Source organism: Pedobacter sp. UYP30 (assembly GCF_040547165.1).
GTDB lineage: Bacteria > Bacteroidota > Bacteroidia > Sphingobacteriales > Sphingobacteriaceae > Pedobacter.
The window spans coordinates 35,235-54,211 of record NZ_JBEPPD010000021.1 but is presented as its reverse complement, the minus strand read 5'-3'; the positions used below and the strand labels follow the sequence as shown (position 1 = coordinate 54,211).

The following is an 18,977-nucleotide window of genomic DNA, read 5'->3' as shown; positions in this document are numbered from 1 at the left end:
TTTAAGTGTTACATACCTCATAATGAGATAAATATACTGAATTTAAATTGTCAAAACAACAAAATACGACATTATTTTATTCTAATTACTTAGTATTGGTGCATCTTGTGTTTTATGTTTCAAAACTACACCTGTATTACCATCTAAAATATAAACTTCTTGTGTGCTTTCTTGTGATGGAACATCTACTATCCAACTTACATTCCAAACATTCTTTTTAAACTCTTCATCATAGCCTCGGTCAAGATCACCCTCTTTATGAAAATCTATATTTTTCATTTTCCCAAAATCGATAACGTTCTGCAACGTATATTCATAATCCTTATCCTTATCAATGCTCTTGGTTAAATTTCCATGCTGGTCAAATTCCTTCCAAACCCCTGTTTGTAGCTCTATAGGAAAAAATAAATTGTATTCTTTCAATCTACCAGAACTATAATAGACGAACATTTCTACAAAACCATCAGTTTTCTCAATTTTTTCAACATAAAACTTAACAGAATTTCTGTTAAACGGATCAGTGTCTACATTATCCTTTGGTATAAAGTATTCTTGCAAATAAGAACCATCGGCCAGTTCTCTACCGTCATAAAATTGATTTTTAATCATTTTCTTTTCGTAGCTATCAATATCAAAATATCTCATTGAATTTGCATTCTCGTGTGCGTTGTTTCTAATTCTTTGGTGTGTTTTTACCACTACTTGAACATTCTTATCTACTTTTAAAAAATGTTGATTTTGTTGGCAACTCACTGCCAGAAACGTAAACAACAATAGGATCAATATCTTATTAAACATATCTCAATACATGGTACATTACAAAAAACATTTTAGTAAATCCCAAAAACCGTCTTACCTCATTACCGGGGCAGGCTTGGTTATATGGTTTAATTCTGCTCCACTGTCTCCATCCAATAAATAAATCTGGTTTACAGCATCTTCGTTAATTTTACGCTCAAACCAACTCACGGCCCATACGTTCTTTTTAAACTTCTCATCGAAGCCGCGGTTTACATCGCCTTCTTTATAAAAATCTATATTCTTCGCTTTTCCAAAGTCTATCACATTTTCTAAAGTAAATTTGTAACCTTTATCCTTATCTATACTTTCTGTCAAATTTCCCTGCTCATCATAATATTTCCATAAGCCGGTTTCTAAATCGACAGAAAACATCAGTAATGATTTTTTTAGCTGGCCACTTGCATAAAACTCATTAATTTTAGTATAATTATCTGGTGTAATAATCTGTTGATCGTAAGTAAGAACGGCACTTGTATCAAAGGGTTGCGAAGAAGCATTTGGTTTGGGCATGTAGCCTTCTTGTACATAAGTTCCATCTTTTAAATAATAACCACTGTAGCCCTCATCCTTTAGCATTTCGGCTGCAAACTTGCCGACATCAAACTTTTCCATTTTATTTTTTTCTATGTAATTCGATTTCTTTTTACTAATCGTTTTTCCTTCATTAACTTGCTGTTTACAGCCAACCATCATCAACAAAAAGGTTAGCAAACTGAGTTTTGTACATTTTACAATAATCCCCATAAACGTTCCCGTTGCCATTTGTATAATTGTATTGCCCTAATTTTTGATTCACTACTATAATAATCCATCAGATTATCGGTAGAATATTGTTTAAACCTATATTGGCTATCGTCATCAAATGTATGGCTGAGCCCTAATGCATGACATAGTTCATGTGTCATCACCGATGAACCAATGCTCGCTGGCATTCCTAATTTTTTGGTAGTTCGCGCTACATCAGATAAAATTACACTAGGCCTAAAAGTTTTCTCATTGGGTATATCTTCTGCCTCGCCAGTTGTGTAGCTGGTGTATCCACATTCATTATCTGCCCTCAAAATTGGAGTTAGGAAAATCTTTCTATAATTAAGGTTGTACCTGTGCTTCATATAATCGGTTGGACGCTGCTTATATAACACCGCATCTAAATAATGAAATGCTCTTTCCTTTTCGGGATAGTAAATCTTCAATCGAGATTGGAGCTCACTTTCGGAAGCGAGCGAAATATCTTGTGTTTCGAAAGTAGCAAATATGTAAGCCTGTCTCATGAATTTTAGCAACTGCTTTTTCTCCGTCTCTACGTTCATCAAATGTCTTTGGTTTCCTATTTTGACATTTACTAGTAGGATTTTTAAATGTTTGTGAAACTTTTTCGCATTCGCTTTGATGATTAACTTTCCTACCAAATCTCGCTTTATTTCTTTTATGGCGTAAACTTCAACAATTTGATCCTTAACAAAATAGTTGGTACAAGTAATGGTGATTGCAGCATCGAGGTTATGCATACCTTGAGTTAGAGGCAACTCTTTATCTATTGTTAACGTAAAAAAATCTTTATTGAAGCAAACTTCAAGCTTTTCGGGTTGGTTTTCTCCAACCTCTACCAAAACCCTAAGTTTGGCTGTATAATTCGGAAGCAGTGTCATGTAAGGAATTGGAGCGACAAATGGCTTATCCTTTCTGGGAGTTTTCCAAGGAATAGATAATCTTCTAAATTGTTTAAAAACTAAGCTATCGTATTTAGCCATATCTTTAACAAATCTCGGATTGCAACCATCAGCTTTACCGTTTGCTTTAACTGGATATATCGTATTGCCCATTATCGACCCGTACCACACGTCATCGCGATTCCCAGAATCGCCTGTTCTTACCCAATCAAAACCGTATTGGCCATTGTAATTTGAGTGCGGTCTAAAATGAACTAGGCATTTTGGTCCAATTTCTAAATTTCTTCCCCTATAACTACTTTAATTCAAGTTATAATTAAATTACTTCCGAATAATTACAAAATCTTTAGACCCTTTGTGGCGGTATACCATTATGCCCCAGCTTGATTTTCCATACTTTTTGCTGTCACTCATTAAAGCGCTCCAATGTTTGTATTTCCCTTGAGGTATTTCGAGGCGCAAAATTTTTCCATGTCCGTAAAGTTTCATAACGTAATTATCGATGGACTGCATGTTTCCTTTGCACTTCTTAGTTAACAGTTCTACATTTTCGCGATAATCTTCATCATATTGCTCTTGATTATCGTAATTGGAGACTGAAGTTTCAAAATCGTTAGTTTTATTGAGGGCCATAAATTCTTTGACTTTACCATCATTTAAAAGATTTCTCAGATTATTGAAATAAGTAAAAGCCTCTTTTTCCAACACTTTTTGGTCTAGTTTTGATAAGTCCTCACCATCGCTCCATCCTTTTAATTTATATGGAAGGCCAGCAACCTCTACCTTAAATTCCTGCTCCCATACCGGCACGTTAGCTGGTGGAGCAATTATAGGCAACTCTGAACTAGGGTAATCAATTTTGCCCTCATATCCCAATGGACCTGCATCATCTTTCTTTAGCTTAACAAAATATAAGTTCCACTTTACGTTTTTATCGGCAATAATATCTGTTGGGTGAATCAGTTTATCTTCATTGCTCTCAGGGGGGGAAAAGCGGATTTTTAAAATATGGGTTCCATTATTTAGGAGAAAGGGATTGAGCTCTACGCTTTTATTAAAACCGCTACGCCACTCCCAATCAACTAAATTATCATCTAGATATAGCTCAAAGGGAGTTTTCGAATTCAAATGTACGATATAGCTGATTTGTTTATCTTTAGGATATTGAGGCAATTTATCTTCCATAGTGGTTAATTTCTGTTCTTTTTTATTTTGTTTTTGTGCGCAAGCCTGTATACATATCAATAAGGGCAAGCAACAATATATCATCAAGTTTTTCATTACATAATATTTATTTTCCAAGGCTTTTTCATACCATCAATCAGATCTTTTACATAATCTGGGTCATCAGCTGGTTCTTCTGCCGGCCCCTCGCTTCTCTGTTCCTTCCGTTTTGCCTTAAGTTTGATCCAGATTTTCACTTTCAGACCTTTAAAGTCTACTTCGGCATCGCTTTTGTGACTTACAGTATCGTAATTGAGTGCAATATCTATGCTAGCTTCACCTTTAATGGCGGCTTCTGCATCACCACTACCTACTCCTTCAAGGTCTACCTTGAGGTTAACACCTGATTCCAGCCATACTTTTATAGCAATCTTTGTTCCTATTTTCTTATTAACATTCCAGCCATCTATACTGTGATATTCCAATCCCTTCCAATCTATATCTAAAGCAAGGCTTGCGGCAATATTAAGATAATAATCAATTTTTACGGCACCCAGGGTCAGAAAATTAACACCTTCCACAACCTTATTAATGGCTTTGAGTGCTTGGCCGATGTAAGGAATAAACTGAGCATAAAATAACAGATCGAGCTTCCCTGTAATTTTAAATAAAGGCGAGGCTGCAAAATCTAATGAATAAGCATATCCTATTTCATTTTTTCTTTTACTACTTGGAGTAAAGCGGGCGTATAAACCTCCGCTAAAAGAAGGTCTTTCGATTTCTATCCTAACAGGTTGTCCCAGAGCTTTACGTGCCGCATACCGTGTATTCATCAAGCGACTTTGAGGATCTCGCTCATCCCTTACCCTCACCTCTTCAGTTCCTCGCGCAATACTGCTCTCACTTTCTTCTGTTTCATCCGCAAACAAGTATTCCCTTGCAATCTTATAGGCGTCCATAAAGAAAATTGCAGCATTTAATAACAGGATCCCTTCTGATGAATCATATTTATAATCTTCTCCGCTATATTTATATCCTACCTCATATTCGAATTCATATTTATTGTTATTGGTTTTTATACGTTCGGACTGATAACGTGCATTGTTGCCACGGTTATAATTTTGATTTCTTCCTGTCTTATAACCATAATTAGGTGTTTTATACACAAAGAGCGGATTTTTGGCATTATATTTCAGATTAATCCACCATTCAAAATCAGGATAAACCTTAATATTAGCAACCTGATTGGGGTACCTGCAAGTTGTTACCGGCACAAAATAGGTTTGTGGTTTTAACTTACTTAAACACAAGTAATTTGCTACCCAAAGCGTATCTAGGGCTGCATTTTGTACATTCGAACCATCTAAAACTGTTTTATTATATACATACCCAAGTTTCAGTGTTATACTGTCATCATTTTTTGAGATTGTATAATCTTCAGCATTCAATCCCTGAACTTCTGCAACAGAAACGGTTTTAAAGCGGTCTGCGTTACCTGCCGGAATAGGTAAACCTTTAGCTTCCTGGTCATTTGAATATTTTTTCTGATAAGGACCAACAGTTTTAAGCTCGGGCGCTTTTGCCCCATTTTCTGGATGGAAAAATCTAAAGCTATTGGCAGAACCAAAATTTAGCAACCGATCAATAAGACGACCCGTAAAATCAGTAGAAGGTTTCCATTGGCCAACAATCCAGCCCATTTTAAATACGTCATCTAAACTGCTATGTGGTTTATCGTCATTTAATATTTTCTCACATTTAAAATCTGGCGCAATCCTAATTTTTGAGGGTTTTGCACTCTTATCTGCAAGAAATTTTGCTTTCACCACTACACTGGTTTTCTTTTTCTCGCCACTAATTACGCCAAAAGTCTGGCTTGTTTTATCTTTTAGGCTTGAAGATACAAGTTGATATTCGTTAAAAATTTCTGTTTCTCTACCGTTATAAACCTCAATTTCTTTATTTTCTTCTTTTATGCTAATGAGCGAGTAAGCGCAAGGATTATTCTCTTTTTTTGTGTAATTAATATCTCCTATGTACTGGATCATATTATTCTTCTCGATCTCTTTCCTGTCAAGAAATTCGGACATTGCTTCTTCTGAAACCTTAAATTCACTATATACAGGATCCTTTTCCACCTGTACCGCCTCCATTCCCAAAAGTTTGGAGTTGTAACGGGTTAAGCCTTTAGACGGCTCTAGCGCAAAGTTTTTAACAATCGGTTCTTTTTTGCTGTCGTAAGAAATCATTCCAGCAAATTCTTTCTCTACAGTTTCATAGATTTCAATCACTGCTGTAAAGGTTTTTTCCTCCCGCTCATTCTTGCGCCAGGCAATGTCTATTATAAAATCTATATCAATCAGGTTATTTATATTGTCAGCTTTGGAGTAGTCAATAATGCCCAAAGTTTTACGAATGGGTTTTTCTAAAACATTGTGTTCATTAAACTCATCGGTATCTTTAGCCGTCAACGCATCTTTCTTTTCTAACAGATAAACTATGGCCTCAAAGCTTCCTTTTTTATGAATGCTATCCGGATATTGATGTAGCGATATTTGAAGGTGCATTGCATCTCCGTATCTTCTTATTTTTTCACTTTACTTAAAGTAAGCATAGCTAACTCGAGGCGCATCAAGATAGGGTAAAATAAAGAAATGAAATTCCTGATCTGCATTTTCATTAAACACTACAACCCTTTGCTTAAAACCGTAATAGTAGGTTGTTCCTTGAGGGCTAACGCTAAAATTATGCCCCGTTTTGTACTGTTTACCAATACCTTTTATATCAATAAATTTATTCTGTCCAGTTCCAATATCAGCCCATAAGTCATTCTGTTGCCCTTTGCTATCTTCAATGCTGGCGTAATATTTTTCGTAAATAAATGCCCATTTGGCATCGGGTGACAGTATTCCATCGCTAAAACAGGCTGCATCCAAAACGAAGTTCAGATTTACACTGGACTCAACGGGAATGGTTTGACCAGAATGGATCAACTGATCTTTCAAAAAGCTGTTTAATGGTTCGGCTACCTTAATTTTACATCCTATTACTTTCCCCATATCAGTTGGCATTTAAGAATTCGTAAGGATCTATGCTTTCCAAATCACTCATATTTACAAGTGGGTTTACATTTGCTTGCAGCTCTTTATCAGCATTTTTTAAGTTTTGCTTACCTGGCTGCCCAGTCTGTCCACTTTTTATAATTTCTACGCAAGGGGTTCCTGCTATAGCACAAGTGGCCTTACTGTCTTTCAAAATGATGTATCCCCCCGGCGGGTCGTATTTTTCCTTTTCATAAAAACCATCCCATTTGGTAATGTTCGGTACACAAGGGTTATTGTTACTCTTTGCGCAAGAGCCAAACGTTTTGTTTTGGAATGGTACACCGATGTCCTTGGTGGTCGCAATCAGTTTCTCTTTCGCCTCATGATCGTTTGCATACCATTTTTTATGGCTAAGCACCACCAGTTTATCTGGTGCGGTACCAAACTGACATTTACATAATGCTCCCTGAACTACTTTTTCTTTAAGCGACATTGTTTACCTTCTTAAAATCAAATTTAATAAAACTAATCTCCTACTATCGCATCAATAAACTTCATCAGCTTACTTCGCTTGTCCTTCGGTTTCTCGTCATCTAAAACCATATTAAGCTTACCCACTGGTGCATCAACATTTATTTGATACATGCTAAACTGTATTTTCTTTTCCGAAAAAATTTGTTGTTCATTGTCTTCAAAATAAAGGTCGAATTTTGCAGTGGTATGCATTGGAAAATAATGGGTTGCATCCAGATCAAAAACAACATCTAATTTCATAAAGTACTTTTGTTTGTTCATTTTTACTGATGAGATTAAAGCCTTTGGTGCTTCCATTTCTTCAGAGTTAAACCTAACCTGAACAGCATTATATGTGGTAACTTGTTCATTTAAAATTTGTATGCCCCTAAACCTTAGCGGAATTTTATAGGGAACAACAGCAAGGTGTAAGTCTGTTTCCGTACTAGCCCCATTACCATAGGAGATAAATTTTGGATGAAAAAATAAGTTCCAAAATAAATCGTACTTCATAGATTTTTCCAGGATAATTCTGTTATTAATTTTTACATCAACTAATTTTATAAAATTATCTGTGGTTTCACTTTCATACTTTTCCTTAAGTTTAGCCTGGTTACTTTTCCATCTTTTTATAATGTCTTCATGGTTGATTATTCCCTTTACCGGAATCCCTTTGTTATTAATGACACACTTTATAGGATAGATTGATTTAGTTATAGATTGGGATAAAATCTCGCTGATCAAATCTGGCTCATGCTGATTAAAAAACACATTTTGCTTATCAATTTCTATTTGCCAGCCATTTTCATGTGCCTCTACCCTCACATCTACTTCATAATCTATACGTTTAGTCGGCACTTCGTTGTTACTGGAGTAATATTTCACAGAAACCCCGTATCGTCTATCTTTAAAATTTGTGAAATCTAACGTCATTACGATTTTGTTTATTGACCAATAATTTTTTGTGTCTTTTCATCTATAAATACCGTGTCTTTTCTACCTTCTACAAAAGAATAACTTCTACCCGTCTCGGGATGTGTCCTAACTATATAAATTGAATCCATTTTCTCTTTTAAAATTACATAAAGATATCTCCCGTTTATCATTTGATTGATTTTAAAATAGCCTTTCATATCAGTAATGGAAAATATATTTCTATCATTGGGATCCTCCACTTTAATCCCTATCATTGGCTTTTTTAGCTCATTATAGATATATCCCTGTATATATTTTGGCGATTTCGTAGAACAGGCCAGCAAACTAATCATAAAAACTATTCCTATTAATTTCATAACTAATTAATTTTAATTTTCGTTAACCATAACAGGTTTGGAACACTTTTCTCTGAAATTAGTTATCTGTTTTTTAACAGAAATTATGGTATTTTCTCTAAATAGATTTTACAAAAATCCATAGTGTCTAACCCATTTGGATTTTCATTTTTTTTAAATTTTCTGACATCTAAACTTAATTTTTTATAACCTTGTTTTTCAAAATTAAAATTAAAGGGAACCTCCCTTTGCAGGTGCAAATCTTTATAATTTTCAACAGACATTCCATCTACAAAAAAAGCCCCGTCCTTTACCGTTCTAATAGTATCAAAATCATTAAAAAAACCCTTATTTATATAAATTTTCACCTCGTTCAAAGGTGTTCTTTCTTTTGATGAAATTATCTCCCCTTTCACAGCGTCAATCAAAACATATTTTTATTGGAACACCCTATTAATAAATTTAGTAAAGCTATTATGAGTAGTTTTTTCATTCTCTATTGCTCTTATATCTTTATTTAATTGGCCATCTATTTTTGATAATCAAGTTAAATAAAACGATGCTCTCATCCCAAAAATATAGCTATTTACTGATTACGAAATTTTAATTTTAGTTAACCACAGTGATTTTAAAAGAACATGCTATTTAATTGTATTTGCTTTTAAAATAGAGTCCTTGAAAGCACTCTTAAGACTAAATAAATAAATTTTTTCACCTTTAAACTTTTCTTCCATCATTTCTCCACTTTGGATCTTAATAGAACGAACGGTATCATTTTGATAGTTTTCTTTACTAAAAATTAGTGTAGCCGAAACATTTGGGATTTTTCCTATCTTAAAGTATCCTTTCTGATTGGTAAGGGCTTTTTTTCCACTATATCGATCATACACAATGACACTATCTATGGGCGCTTTTTTATCAAAATCATAAACGTAACCATAATAACCTGCCTTGTTGCATGAGCAAATACACAGGTAAAAAAATACACAAACAATTGCTTTCATTTTGTTTTCCTAAAATTTCACTTTATTTCAATCATTTACTTTTTAAAAAAATTGTATCAAGTTTCATCGAATCACGTCCTCCATAGGAAATAAGTGTATCTAAAATTAGCTCACCTTTCTCAATAAGAAATTTTGTTGCTAAATCTTTCCCACTAAGTCCAATTTTAGATTCGCTTTTTTTATCAAAGTGAAATTAGCCTTTAGCATCCGTCTTAGTAATCTCAATAAATCCTGAACAGTAACCTCCCCAAATATATACAGATGCATTATCAACAGGAGCTTTGTCCAATCTATCATAAACATTACCTTCTGTAAAACTTCTGACGTTGTTTACACTGCAAGAAAAGCAAAAGAAAGCGAAAATTAGCGTTGTTATTTTCATTTTATAGACTCTTCAATTGCGACAAATTTTTTTAATATCCTTTATTTTACTCTTCTCAGAAACAGAGTATCTGATTTTTTATTTAAAAATTTATACATTAGACTCTCTCCATGCTGCGACCAAACCGTTACAACAGTGTCTTTTTTATATCCCTTTAAACTAAAAATTAAATCAGCTATTGATTCCTTATTATTTTCAATTTCAAAGTAGCCAATTGAATTACTTCGACCCGAGTTTGCATTTTGGATAAGGTTTTCTTCTACAAAGACATTATTTAACGGCATATTTGTTTGATTATCATAAACATAACCATGATAAGTTTTATGTATGCCAGAACACTGCATAAGAAAGACCGCAACCAATAAATACAATATTTTCATTTTATTTCAATTTTGGTTAACCACATTAAACTCAGTACATCTCTTTTCGCCGCTACTATTTTGTTTCTCTCTTTGTATTCTAGCCGATCTGTATAATAAAACATTAAGTCAATTTCTCCCTTTTTGGGATGGGTGGTGGCCATAGAGTTTTTGTGCTGAGTAACAGTATTGACAGTTCCTTTATGACCATACGAATAAAATGTTCCGCCATATGCCTTCAGAATTGTATGTCCTATTTCATGAGCGGATGTTTCCTCAAATTCAATTTTTTCATTTTCTTCCAGCCTGTATCGCCATCCACCAGTTTTTATATACCCTACATTATAGCAAATTGCTTCTCTTGAAATAATGTTTCCAACAAATGAAATAGGGTCTTCTACAGTACCCGGATTCCCAGAGCGCATCCAATCGCTATTGGTATTATAAATAAGACTTACATCGTCCATCGAGTTTTCTTTAACATTTACCGCATTCATACAAAACTGATATTCTTGATCTACAATTTTCACATTTTTTGCTTCTGCATGATCTGAATTACGTCCCCAATGATAATTTAAACCAGTAATTGCTAACTTCTCTAAATCTGAAAAGCTTCGAGTTCTCACTTCTAATGGAAGTTTTCCTCCGTTATTTTTAATTACTTGTCGAGGTATCGTTTCCCAGATATATCTTTCTCTAAAAGCTGGGTATCGGGGGTCGTCCATGGGGTCTTTGTATTTTTCTTTGCCTAATCCATTTGCGCCTCCATCTTTTAAATCTACTCTTAAAGTCGTGTATATTTTTTGATGTTTTCTATCTATTTTAACATCTACCCAATCAACCTCTTTATAACTCGTCGAAAAACTCACTTCTAAGCTTTTCTTCTTTCCTGCTTTAGAGGCCGTTATTTTTGCGGTAAGCTTTTTATCATTAAATCGGGTGCTGTCATATACATCATTGTTATCAAAACCATCCCAATGGATAACGTAAGAACCAACAGTAGTATAATCTGGTGATGATAAAGCGTATTCTTTAAACACATCATTGTAACCCCAACTTTTTTCTGGGCTATCCGGTATTAGCGCAGGAAGCTTACTTCTTATCATTGGTAATTTACTTGCGGTAATTACAACAGGTTGCAAATTGATGATTTCATAAATAATATTGCCATCAGCGTCTTTTACCTCAAACTCTAGCGATTCTACATTGCTTAAGCTCAAAGCATAATTAAATGCAAAATAAGGATTCTCATATTTATTGTTAAAATCTAATATACCTAAGGGAACCATTGTTTTCTCATTCCTATTTAGCGAAAAGGAAATGTTGAAGTCATTATCTTTTTTGTCTTCAATCTTATTTGGCGAACCATGCTTCACTCCCAAATCTGTTCCAAGCTGGTTGACCTCTTCTGATGCAGAAGTAATGATATTGCCCTCTGCAAACATCAAATGGTTCCCTTGCGAAATTTTAGTGTAAACGCCTTTTACAATCCTGGTTCTACTCATTTTTAATAGGCTTTAGATTTCTCTCCACTATTGTTCTGAACCTCTTGCTGTGCATTTTTATGGATACTTTTGTTAGATTGAATCTGCATGTCTTGATGGGAGAATTCTGTACGCTCCATTTTTGTTTCGCTATGCACATCCCCTTCAATCATCTCCATTAATTGTCCCGTTACCATTAAGTTCATATTGCCAGCCACATTAGTACTTTTAATTGCACCAACTGTTTCAGTTGCATTCATGCCTGCGCTATCAGAACGGTTGACACCTACGGTATTTGCCATATTTCGGCCAACCGAGGTAATCATATCTTCAGCTACATTAATCTGCATGTTCTTACAGTTCAGCGTCATGTTTTCTAAAGCGGTGATGGTAATGTTGTTGCCCTTGGTGTCTATGTGGATGATGTTTTGGTGAATATCTGTCAATTTGATTCCTTGCGTGCCATCGCTGTCATCGAACTCTAACAAATGCCCACTTCTGGTCATTAAACTTTTAAGGTGGTTTTTAATCAGCGGACTGCTATCTACATTGGCATTGTGGTAAACGCTGCCAATCACCACTGGCCGCGCAACGTTTCCTTCCTCAAAGGCAACCATAATCTGGTCGCCAATTTCTGGGATGGCGAAATAGCCTCTATTGCTTCCGCGATCGCCGATGCCGGCGCTTGGCGTAACCACCCTTAACCATTCTGTAACGTCGTTACATTGACATTCCCATTTAAAGTTAACTTTAATTCTTCCCTGTCCCTGAGGGTCGTTGTTGTCAATCACTTCTGCCAATTGCATATCTGGGTTTGGCCTGTCGATTTTATTTACAGGCACCCGTTCTGTATCACCAGCAATCGCCTCGAAAGTGTTACGGTAGCGGCCTACACCATCTATGGTGTGTTCTATGGAGGTTACCAAAAACTTGCCGAAATCTTCTGTTACATAGCCTTTCTCTTTTTTGGTACTCATCTTAATGTTTGCAATGCCACCGATTTTTACATGTGGATTATCGCCTGCACATTTAATTCTTAACAGATCGGCCTCCATCGCTTTCTGCTCGTTTTCTACAAAATCTGCAATGTCTTTCTGTGTGCTTGCCCGTGTTATAAGTGGCTCATTAACCATCTTGCTGTAAACAATATTAGAGGCCATAATGGCGTGCGATTTATCTGGATTGCCATTAATTTTACCAATACCATTTGCTGTGAGCATCTCGTTCTGCTTCGGGTTGTAGGCAAATTTTTTGTTTTTTAACGGTGCTATTTGGATGCCATATTGAACGTTGCTCAAATCTCTCCCATAAATCAAGGTAGATTCGGGTAGATCGTCTGGTTTGCCAAAGAGAAGTTCTCGTCCGTTATAATAAAACCATTCGTGGTATTGCGCACTTAAACGATTAATAAAATCGAAATCGCTCTCCCGATATTGGATAATATAATCTATCGGCGAGGTAAAGGTAGGTTTGATGTTGAAGTGAAGATCGTTGCTCGGCGCGTCCTTGGTTAGATATTCAAATGAAACGAATTTCAAATCCGTGTTATCGGTGGCTCGAGATGCGCAGGGCTAACATCTCGAACAACGGGCCAAATAAATTCCCTCATTTACCTCGAAAAATAACAATTTATCACCTTGATATAATTCATCATATAATTCCAGATCAGGGTCGAATTCGTAAAAATCTTCCTTAAGGTTAATTTGCGCAACCTGATCTGCGGAAAGAAACCTATCAAAACTTGCTTTATTTTGTTGCCAAAAAAAACCATATCCAATTTGGGCGTAAAAATCTTTTAGCTCTTTTGGAAGCTGAAAACCTAGTTTATCCTCTGCGATTCCAATATCTAAGAAATCCTCTGAATACAGTTTGTGGTTCAAAGCACTTGATTGATTAACGTCTTTTACCTTAAATCGTTCTAAAAATCTAAAATCACTCATAATATAAAGATATTGAAATTATTTGAATATTTCTCTAGACGGTGCGCCACTGCCATGAATTCCACCCTGATGTTCACCTGGTGATTTTGCGGGATGTATATTCCACCATTCGTCGTTTCCGCCATAATTGTTTTCATTACGTGATGAGCATCATATTGGTCGCCGACATTCCTATAAGGTTTGCCATTTTTATCGAGAATTACCTCATCGTATTTCGGCCATTCTTGTCCAGTCTGCTTTTCCCACTCCTTAATTAAACCTTTCTTTTTATTGTTGAATTCTTTACGCTTTAGCAGATTTTCTTCAGGGGTAAGTTTCTCATATTTATTGGCCCTCAATGCTTTTTTAATTTCTTCAATTTGTTTTGGATTTAATTTTCTTCCGGTAAATTCTTCAATACTTTTGATGTAACGTTTAAATAAACCGATATTCACCAAAGATTCTTTCCTCCCCACCTTAAAAATCCCCTTGATCTTCCCCAAGAGTTTTTCCAGCTTCATGGCCTTTTGCAATTTAGCAATTGCCTCGGTAATTGCCGCAATCCGTTCTGCGCCGAGCGCAAATTTACCTGCCGAGGTTACACCTTTTACCACTGCACCTGCACCCTTTGTGCCTACGGCGGCTTCTAAAACCCCTTCAATTACCTGCCCTGCAACCTCGCTGCGCTCTTCCGTGGTACCGTGTACCACCTTTTTGTCCCATCCATCGGCTATCGCATCGCCAATGGCAGTTTGCACAAAACAAAAAAGCACAAACTAATTGTCTGTGCTTTTTTAAATATAATTAATGATTGAATCTAACTATCCAGTAAACTCCAGCCACTGCCGTTAGTGGGAGGGACAATGACCAACCCAAATTTTATGCTCGGGTTATCTTTTGCCAATTTGGCCTTGCATCTTATAACCAGTTCATCTTGTTGAAATGGAATCACTTTGTTTGGCAATTAGTTGATTTCCAAACGTATCAGCCCGTTTTTTGGCTGATAATCGGGTAGATTTAAAGTGTTTCGAACGGTTTACCGACCCAGTATCTCCATAGGAACAATAAAATTAAACAGCTAAAAAGACTTATCAATAAATCAAGAGAATAAATTTTTTGTCTCCTGATCCAGCTTTCTCAATAACTCGGGAAACCTATATAATCCAAACATAGATTCAACATAATTTGCAGCAACATCCTTGTCAATTCCTATTGCAGTAATATATAAGGGCTTTTTGCTATTACTTCTCAAAACCTTAACCACATTTTGGTCATTCTGAAAAAAAGACGATTTTGCCACTCCAATTATCGGGATTTTCTCTTCCAATGAATGATACAAATAGCCACCCAACCCTAGCTTTTTCTGATCATTTAGATATACATAACCATCAATTATAATAGTGTCAATTTTTTGAATATCTACTTTCTCTAAAAGTTTGAGAATACATGGTAATTCTCTTTTAAAAAATTCTCCCGATATATACTCATTATCATTGCTTAATGTTAATGAAATAATTTTTTCAATGTCTTGTTGTTCCCAATCTTTAAAAATAATACCGCAAACTTTTGCTTTAGTATTATAATAATAAACATCGACGGCTAGCTTCATTGTAACTAAATTGGATACACTATCAATGCTTTATCGTCTAGATTTAATAATTCCAGAATGTACGAAGGGTATTCAATACTGCGAAGATCAAAATTGTCCTCTCTATCAACTATAGATCCATTGGATAGTGTTAATATTTTAAGATATTCATTATTCCATATAATACTTACGGAATTTTCCTTTCCATGTTCATCATATTCTTTAGACACTCCGAATTGTAAATTTTTTCTGTATTCAGTTATCTGTTGCAACACCTTGCTATTCTCATGAAATAGCTTTTCAATTCCATCTTTCTTACCATTCTTGACGTCAAAAACTGAGTTTATTAAATCCGCATACTCTTCATATGCTATCCCGTTAAACGGGTTATTCATTTGCTTATCGACAAAATAAATTGTTTCACCATTACTGATGTCACCTTTAGAGAATAAAGTATTTATTAGCTTCATTGTATTATTTATTTATTTGTGACCACCTACCACGTTTGTCCCCTCAGTTATGTTAGAACAATTAGGGCATCTGTTAAAAGGAGTGTTACTCGGAAGATGCCTGTTATGTAAGTCAAAACTACCCATATCTGACTCCGTTACCGGCTTGCCAGTTGATATTTCTCTATTTTTTATTGCATCATCTAAAGCTCTTACTTCTGAGTGAGCGCCCGCTCTTCTATCCACATCAGCTGAAACTTTTCCTTCATCAATCAGTTTTTGCTGCGCTCTGATTCTATTTTTAATAATCGGATGCGCATTTTCTACAAACTCAGCATATTCTTTGTTTCCTTTAATATTCTTCTCAAAATTCTGACCGAAGAACGTTTTATTAGTTTTTGGATCGTACACTCCTGATAAGCAAGGGCCATTTTTTCTTTTACTAAATCCAAAAATACCTTCATCCGCTTTTTTAATTAGCTCAGCTGCTTTTTTGGTCACATCATCTATAAATTTTTCTTGTAACCCTATTCGTCTTAGGCCAACCTTAAATATCCCCTTGATCTTCCCCGCCAAAGCTTCCAGCTTCATGGCCTTCTGCAAGTTAGCAATTGCCTCGGTCATTACCGCAAAACGTTCTGCGCCGAGCGCAAATTTACTTGCAGTGCCTATTCCTTTGACTACCATAGAAGTACCCTTGGTGCCAAAGGCAACTTCCAGCACGCCTTCGTATACCTGCCCAACAACCTCGCTGCGCTCTTCGGTCGTACCATGTACCACTTTCTTGTCCCATCCATCTTCTATCGCATCACCGATGGCCTCATGGGTTGGAGCTAAGGTGGTTCCGAAAGTTTTGTCGAAAGCCTTCAACCTTTCATCGGGAGATGCCAATAACAAAAGCGGTGTTGGCCCGCCATAGCCAACCACTACTATCCCCGCCATTTTTGTAAGGCCGGTTACAGTGTCCCCAAGATGGGTGGCCATGTGCTTTTAGTCCGTTCCAAGTGCCTTTCAGGCCTTTTCTAAATCCTCGGCCAACGTCTTTGATTACGATAAAGTGAAAAACACAAAAGCCCTCGGAAAGAAGGCTTTTAAACAAAGTAAATGTTCTAAAATTCTATATTTAACTTATCAGAATTCTGCCGAGGCTATGGGAAGTTCTCGCTCTTTCTTTATAATTTCATTATAATGGCCAAATTGAGGATAATTTTCATACAGTGCAGAAACATCAAGCTTATTTTTGGCGGTTAACCGCTCCACCTCTTGTTTAAGGTTATCTCTCTTTTCAATTCCGAACTGACCATCAGGGGTAAACCGATAGCGAGTTGATGTAATTTTGGTATCTGAATCTCCATCATATTCCCAAAATTGTACTTCTTTTAAAAATACTTTACCGCTTTCCACCTCTGAAAATTCATATCCCAAATATTCTCTTTTTAAATCATCTAAAAATCCAACATATAGAAATTTATTATTAATGTTCACAAAACAATATTCTTTTCCACTTTTTTCAATAAGTATTGCAAATGGGTTTCTATTTAAAAAATACAATTTTGCATCCTCTATTGAGTACTCTTTGAGTATTCGTTTTTGATCTCTAAACCAACCTTTGGTATATGTAATCTTCATAGTTCAAAGATATTATTTTATTTATAAATCCTTCCATTTACATCTCTAATTGTGACACCCGCGTCATTTGCTGAATTAATTACGGATTTGGGAACAGGCTTATTTTGAACAGGGATTTCCAAAACTTTTTTTCCTTTAAGAGTATTACCACTCTCAAAAATCCCAGAGTTTCCGCCGGTGGTATTCGACGGGACATTTGCAATGTCTGCACCCTCGGGATATTTCTTATCTATTTCGTTTATATAGTTTTTTGCGGTACTTTCTTGTATTTCTGATAGCTGGGTATATTTCCTCGAGACTATTTCTTCCCCAGGTTTATAAGAGTCTAGACGATAATACCCTGGTCCATCGGGCTTTTTCACGTAAACTTCGTTGTAGTCATAAAAGGGTGCTCTTTCCCTATTAAATTGATTACCTCTCTCTAGGTCTCGAAGCCACTGAGGTTTGCCAATCTTTAGTTCTCCCAAGCTTAAATATCCCTGCCACTTTCCCAGCCAGGGCTTCCAGCTTCATGGCCTTTTGCAATTTAGCGATTGCTTCGGTCGTTACCGCAATCCGTTCTGCGCCGAGCACAAATTTACCTGCCGAGGTTACATCTTTTACGACCATGCCTGCTCCCTTGGTGCCCACAACGGCTTCCAGTATGCCTTCAATTACCTGCCCAACAACCTCGCTGCGCTCCCCGGTAGTGCCGTGTACCACCTTTTTGTCCCATCCATCTGCTATCGGGTCGCCAGTGGCTCTGTGGGTTGGGGTAATTTTTTTCCGAACGCCTTCTGCGCCCAGGTTAGGATTTAGGGCAAAACAAAAAAGCACAAACTAATGCTTGTGCTTTTAAATTTATTGGTTGTGATTTTCCTTTAGCGGTTAATATGAACCTTCCGGAAAACTCGAATTCTGCCAACCAATAATCCAGTTATCTGCAACTAAATGAAATAGATTGTCATCGGTTTTCGATTTCAATTTTTCCAAACCTTTTGCAACGTCTTTCAATAGCCACCCAGTACTATTGAGTGTTAGCCAAGCTCCTTTTAAATCGTCATTATTGATTAACTCATCAAATAAATCTTTTTGAGGGTTGCCCGTTATCAACCATCTGGGCAAATTGGGGATATTTCTCAAAAAATTAATATTTGTTATCTCAAATGAGCAGGCATTATACACTTGCTTTTCATTTAACACAGTTTCTGACGAAGGATAATTGCCTGTATAAGAAGTAATATCTTCTAGATACGTGAGGGGCGTATTTTCAACCAAATGAATCAATTTATTGTAATCACTTATTACATTTCCATATTTATCAGCAAAAATATCTACCTCACCTGATTCTTTAAACTTAACATCATCACAAAACTTTAATATTTTATCATCCAAACCTTCTGCAACCATATCCATATCCAAAACCATTTGAGCATAAATCTGATCAACATTCCTAGCAAATTCGAGCATGAAACCCCACTCTAATTCATACTCTATATAAGATCTTTTTCTAGGCGAAAAAAAATGACACAATATGCCTTTGTATGAGGCTCCATGACCGATAAATAATGGAATTAAAACTGGTGGATGAGGATACCAGTATTGATCAGGATTATTATAGGTATCTAAATAAGGTATTTCTATCTTTTGATTTGATAGATCAATTAGGGTTTTCTCCACCCCAAGTTCGTTGTATATAGCAGTTAATTTTTGCATATTTT

Annotated in this window: 23 protein-coding genes; all 23 read right to left on the bottom strand. The window is 35.9% G+C overall.

Annotated elements, in window-relative coordinates:
- Positions 1-81: 81 nt before the first annotated feature.
- The 23 genes from ABIB40_RS17870 to ABIB40_RS17760 all read right to left on the bottom strand — a co-directional run bounded on the left by ABIB40_RS17870 (position 82) and on the right by ABIB40_RS17760 (position 18,972).
- Positions 82-798 (bottom strand): hypothetical protein, encoded by a 717-nt coding sequence (locus ABIB40_RS17870; protein WP_354360770.1) that lies wholly within the window; start codon positions 796-798, stop codon positions 82-84.
- A 54-nt stretch (positions 799-852) separates the two neighbouring features.
- On the bottom strand, positions 853-1,563 hold the full coding sequence (locus ABIB40_RS17865) for a hypothetical protein (RefSeq protein ID WP_354360768.1): 711 nt from the start codon (positions 1,561-1,563) through the stop codon (positions 853-855).
- Positions 1,530-2,552: a zinc metalloprotease gene (locus ABIB40_RS17860; RefSeq protein ID WP_354360766.1), complete on the bottom strand. Its 1,023-nt coding sequence runs from the start codon at positions 2,550-2,552 to the stop codon at positions 1,530-1,532. The genes ABIB40_RS17865 and ABIB40_RS17860 overlap by 34 nt, the downstream gene beginning before the upstream one ends.
- Positions 2,553-2,792: 240 nt before the next feature.
- Positions 2,793-3,656 carry a hypothetical protein gene (locus ABIB40_RS17855; protein ID WP_354360764.1) on the bottom strand — a complete coding sequence of 288 codons (864 nt, stop codon included), beginning with the start codon at positions 3,654-3,656 and terminating at the stop codon, positions 2,793-2,795.
- A 95-nt stretch (positions 3,657-3,751) separates the two neighbouring features.
- A complete protein-coding gene (locus tag ABIB40_RS17850; RefSeq protein WP_354360763.1) occupies positions 3,752-6,202 on the bottom strand; it encodes a hypothetical protein in 2,451 nt (816 codons plus the stop codon).
- Positions 6,203-6,232: 30 nt separating this feature from the next.
- Positions 6,233-6,694 (bottom strand): hypothetical protein, encoded by a 462-nt coding sequence (locus ABIB40_RS17845; protein WP_354360761.1) that lies wholly within the window; start codon positions 6,692-6,694, stop codon positions 6,233-6,235.
- 1 nt (position 6,695) lies between these two features.
- Entirely contained in the window at positions 6,696-7,172 is a 477-nt protein-coding gene (locus ABIB40_RS17840; protein ID WP_354360759.1) for a DUF4280 domain-containing protein, read from the bottom strand.
- Between the two features lie 32 nt (positions 7,173-7,204).
- Positions 7,205-8,125, bottom strand: a complete 921-nt coding sequence (locus ABIB40_RS17835; RefSeq protein WP_354360758.1) for a hypothetical protein — start codon at positions 8,123-8,125, stop codon at positions 7,205-7,207.
- Between the two features lie 11 nt (positions 8,126-8,136).
- Positions 8,137-8,484, bottom strand: a complete 348-nt coding sequence (locus ABIB40_RS17830; RefSeq protein WP_354360757.1) for a hypothetical protein — start codon at positions 8,482-8,484, stop codon at positions 8,137-8,139.
- Positions 8,485-8,567: 83 nt separating this feature from the next.
- Positions 8,568-8,831, bottom strand: coding sequence for a hypothetical protein (locus ABIB40_RS17825; RefSeq protein ID WP_354360756.1), 264 nt, complete (start codon positions 8,829-8,831; stop codon positions 8,568-8,570).
- 273 nt (positions 8,832-9,104) lie between these two features.
- On the bottom strand, positions 9,105-9,467 hold the full coding sequence (locus ABIB40_RS17820) for a carboxypeptidase-like regulatory domain-containing protein (RefSeq protein ID WP_354360755.1): 363 nt from the start codon (positions 9,465-9,467) through the stop codon (positions 9,105-9,107).
- A gap of 423 nt (positions 9,468-9,890) precedes the next feature.
- Positions 9,891-10,229: a peptidase associated/transthyretin-like domain-containing protein gene (locus ABIB40_RS17815; RefSeq protein WP_354360754.1), complete on the bottom strand. Its 339-nt coding sequence runs from the start codon at positions 10,227-10,229 to the stop codon at positions 9,891-9,893.
- Positions 10,226-11,713 (bottom strand): hypothetical protein, encoded by a 1,488-nt coding sequence (locus ABIB40_RS17810; RefSeq protein ID WP_354360753.1) that lies wholly within the window; start codon positions 11,711-11,713, stop codon positions 10,226-10,228. Before ABIB40_RS17810 ends, ABIB40_RS17815 begins: the two co-directional genes overlap by 4 nt.
- A gap of 2 nt (positions 11,714-11,715) precedes the next feature.
- The gene (locus ABIB40_RS17805; protein ID WP_354360752.1) at positions 11,716-13,230 is read right to left on the bottom strand and encodes a type VI secretion system Vgr family protein; all 1,515 of its coding nucleotides are present in this window, start codon (positions 13,228-13,230) and stop codon (positions 11,716-11,718) included.
- A 33-nt stretch (positions 13,231-13,263) separates the two neighbouring features.
- Positions 13,264-13,632, bottom strand: coding sequence for an SMI1/KNR4 family protein (locus tag ABIB40_RS17800; RefSeq protein ID WP_354360751.1), 369 nt, complete (start codon positions 13,630-13,632; stop codon positions 13,264-13,266).
- Positions 13,629-14,369, bottom strand: coding sequence for a hypothetical protein (locus ABIB40_RS17795; protein WP_354360750.1), 741 nt, complete (start codon positions 14,367-14,369; stop codon positions 13,629-13,631). Before ABIB40_RS17795 ends, ABIB40_RS17800 begins: the two co-directional genes overlap by 4 nt.
- A gap of 341 nt (positions 14,370-14,710) precedes the next feature.
- On the bottom strand, positions 14,711-15,220 hold the full coding sequence (locus tag ABIB40_RS17790; protein ID WP_354360749.1) for an endonuclease V: 510 nt from the start codon (positions 15,218-15,220) through the stop codon (positions 14,711-14,713).
- 5 nt (positions 15,221-15,225) lie between these two features.
- The gene (locus ABIB40_RS17785; RefSeq protein ID WP_354360748.1) at positions 15,226-15,669 is read right to left on the bottom strand and encodes a toxin-antitoxin system YwqK family antitoxin; all 444 of its coding nucleotides are present in this window, start codon (positions 15,667-15,669) and stop codon (positions 15,226-15,228) included.
- A 12-nt stretch (positions 15,670-15,681) separates the two neighbouring features.
- Positions 15,682-16,632 (bottom strand): hypothetical protein, encoded by a 951-nt coding sequence (locus ABIB40_RS17780; protein ID WP_354360747.1) that lies wholly within the window; start codon positions 16,630-16,632, stop codon positions 15,682-15,684.
- 147 nt (positions 16,633-16,779) lie between these two features.
- Positions 16,780-17,277: a hypothetical protein gene (locus ABIB40_RS17775; protein ID WP_354360746.1), complete on the bottom strand. Its 498-nt coding sequence runs from the start codon at positions 17,275-17,277 to the stop codon at positions 16,780-16,782.
- A 17-nt stretch (positions 17,278-17,294) separates the two neighbouring features.
- The gene (locus ABIB40_RS17770) at positions 17,295-17,639 is read right to left on the bottom strand and encodes a hypothetical protein (RefSeq protein ID WP_354360745.1); all 345 of its coding nucleotides are present in this window, start codon (positions 17,637-17,639) and stop codon (positions 17,295-17,297) included.
- Positions 17,640-17,688: 49 nt separating this feature from the next.
- Positions 17,689-18,093 (bottom strand): hypothetical protein, encoded by a 405-nt coding sequence (locus tag ABIB40_RS17765; RefSeq protein ID WP_354360744.1) that lies wholly within the window; start codon positions 18,091-18,093, stop codon positions 17,689-17,691.
- Positions 18,094-18,144: 51 nt separating this feature from the next.
- Positions 18,145-18,972: a hypothetical protein gene (locus ABIB40_RS17760; protein WP_354360743.1), complete on the bottom strand. Its 828-nt coding sequence runs from the start codon at positions 18,970-18,972 to the stop codon at positions 18,145-18,147.
- Positions 18,973-18,977: the final 5 nt, after the last annotated feature.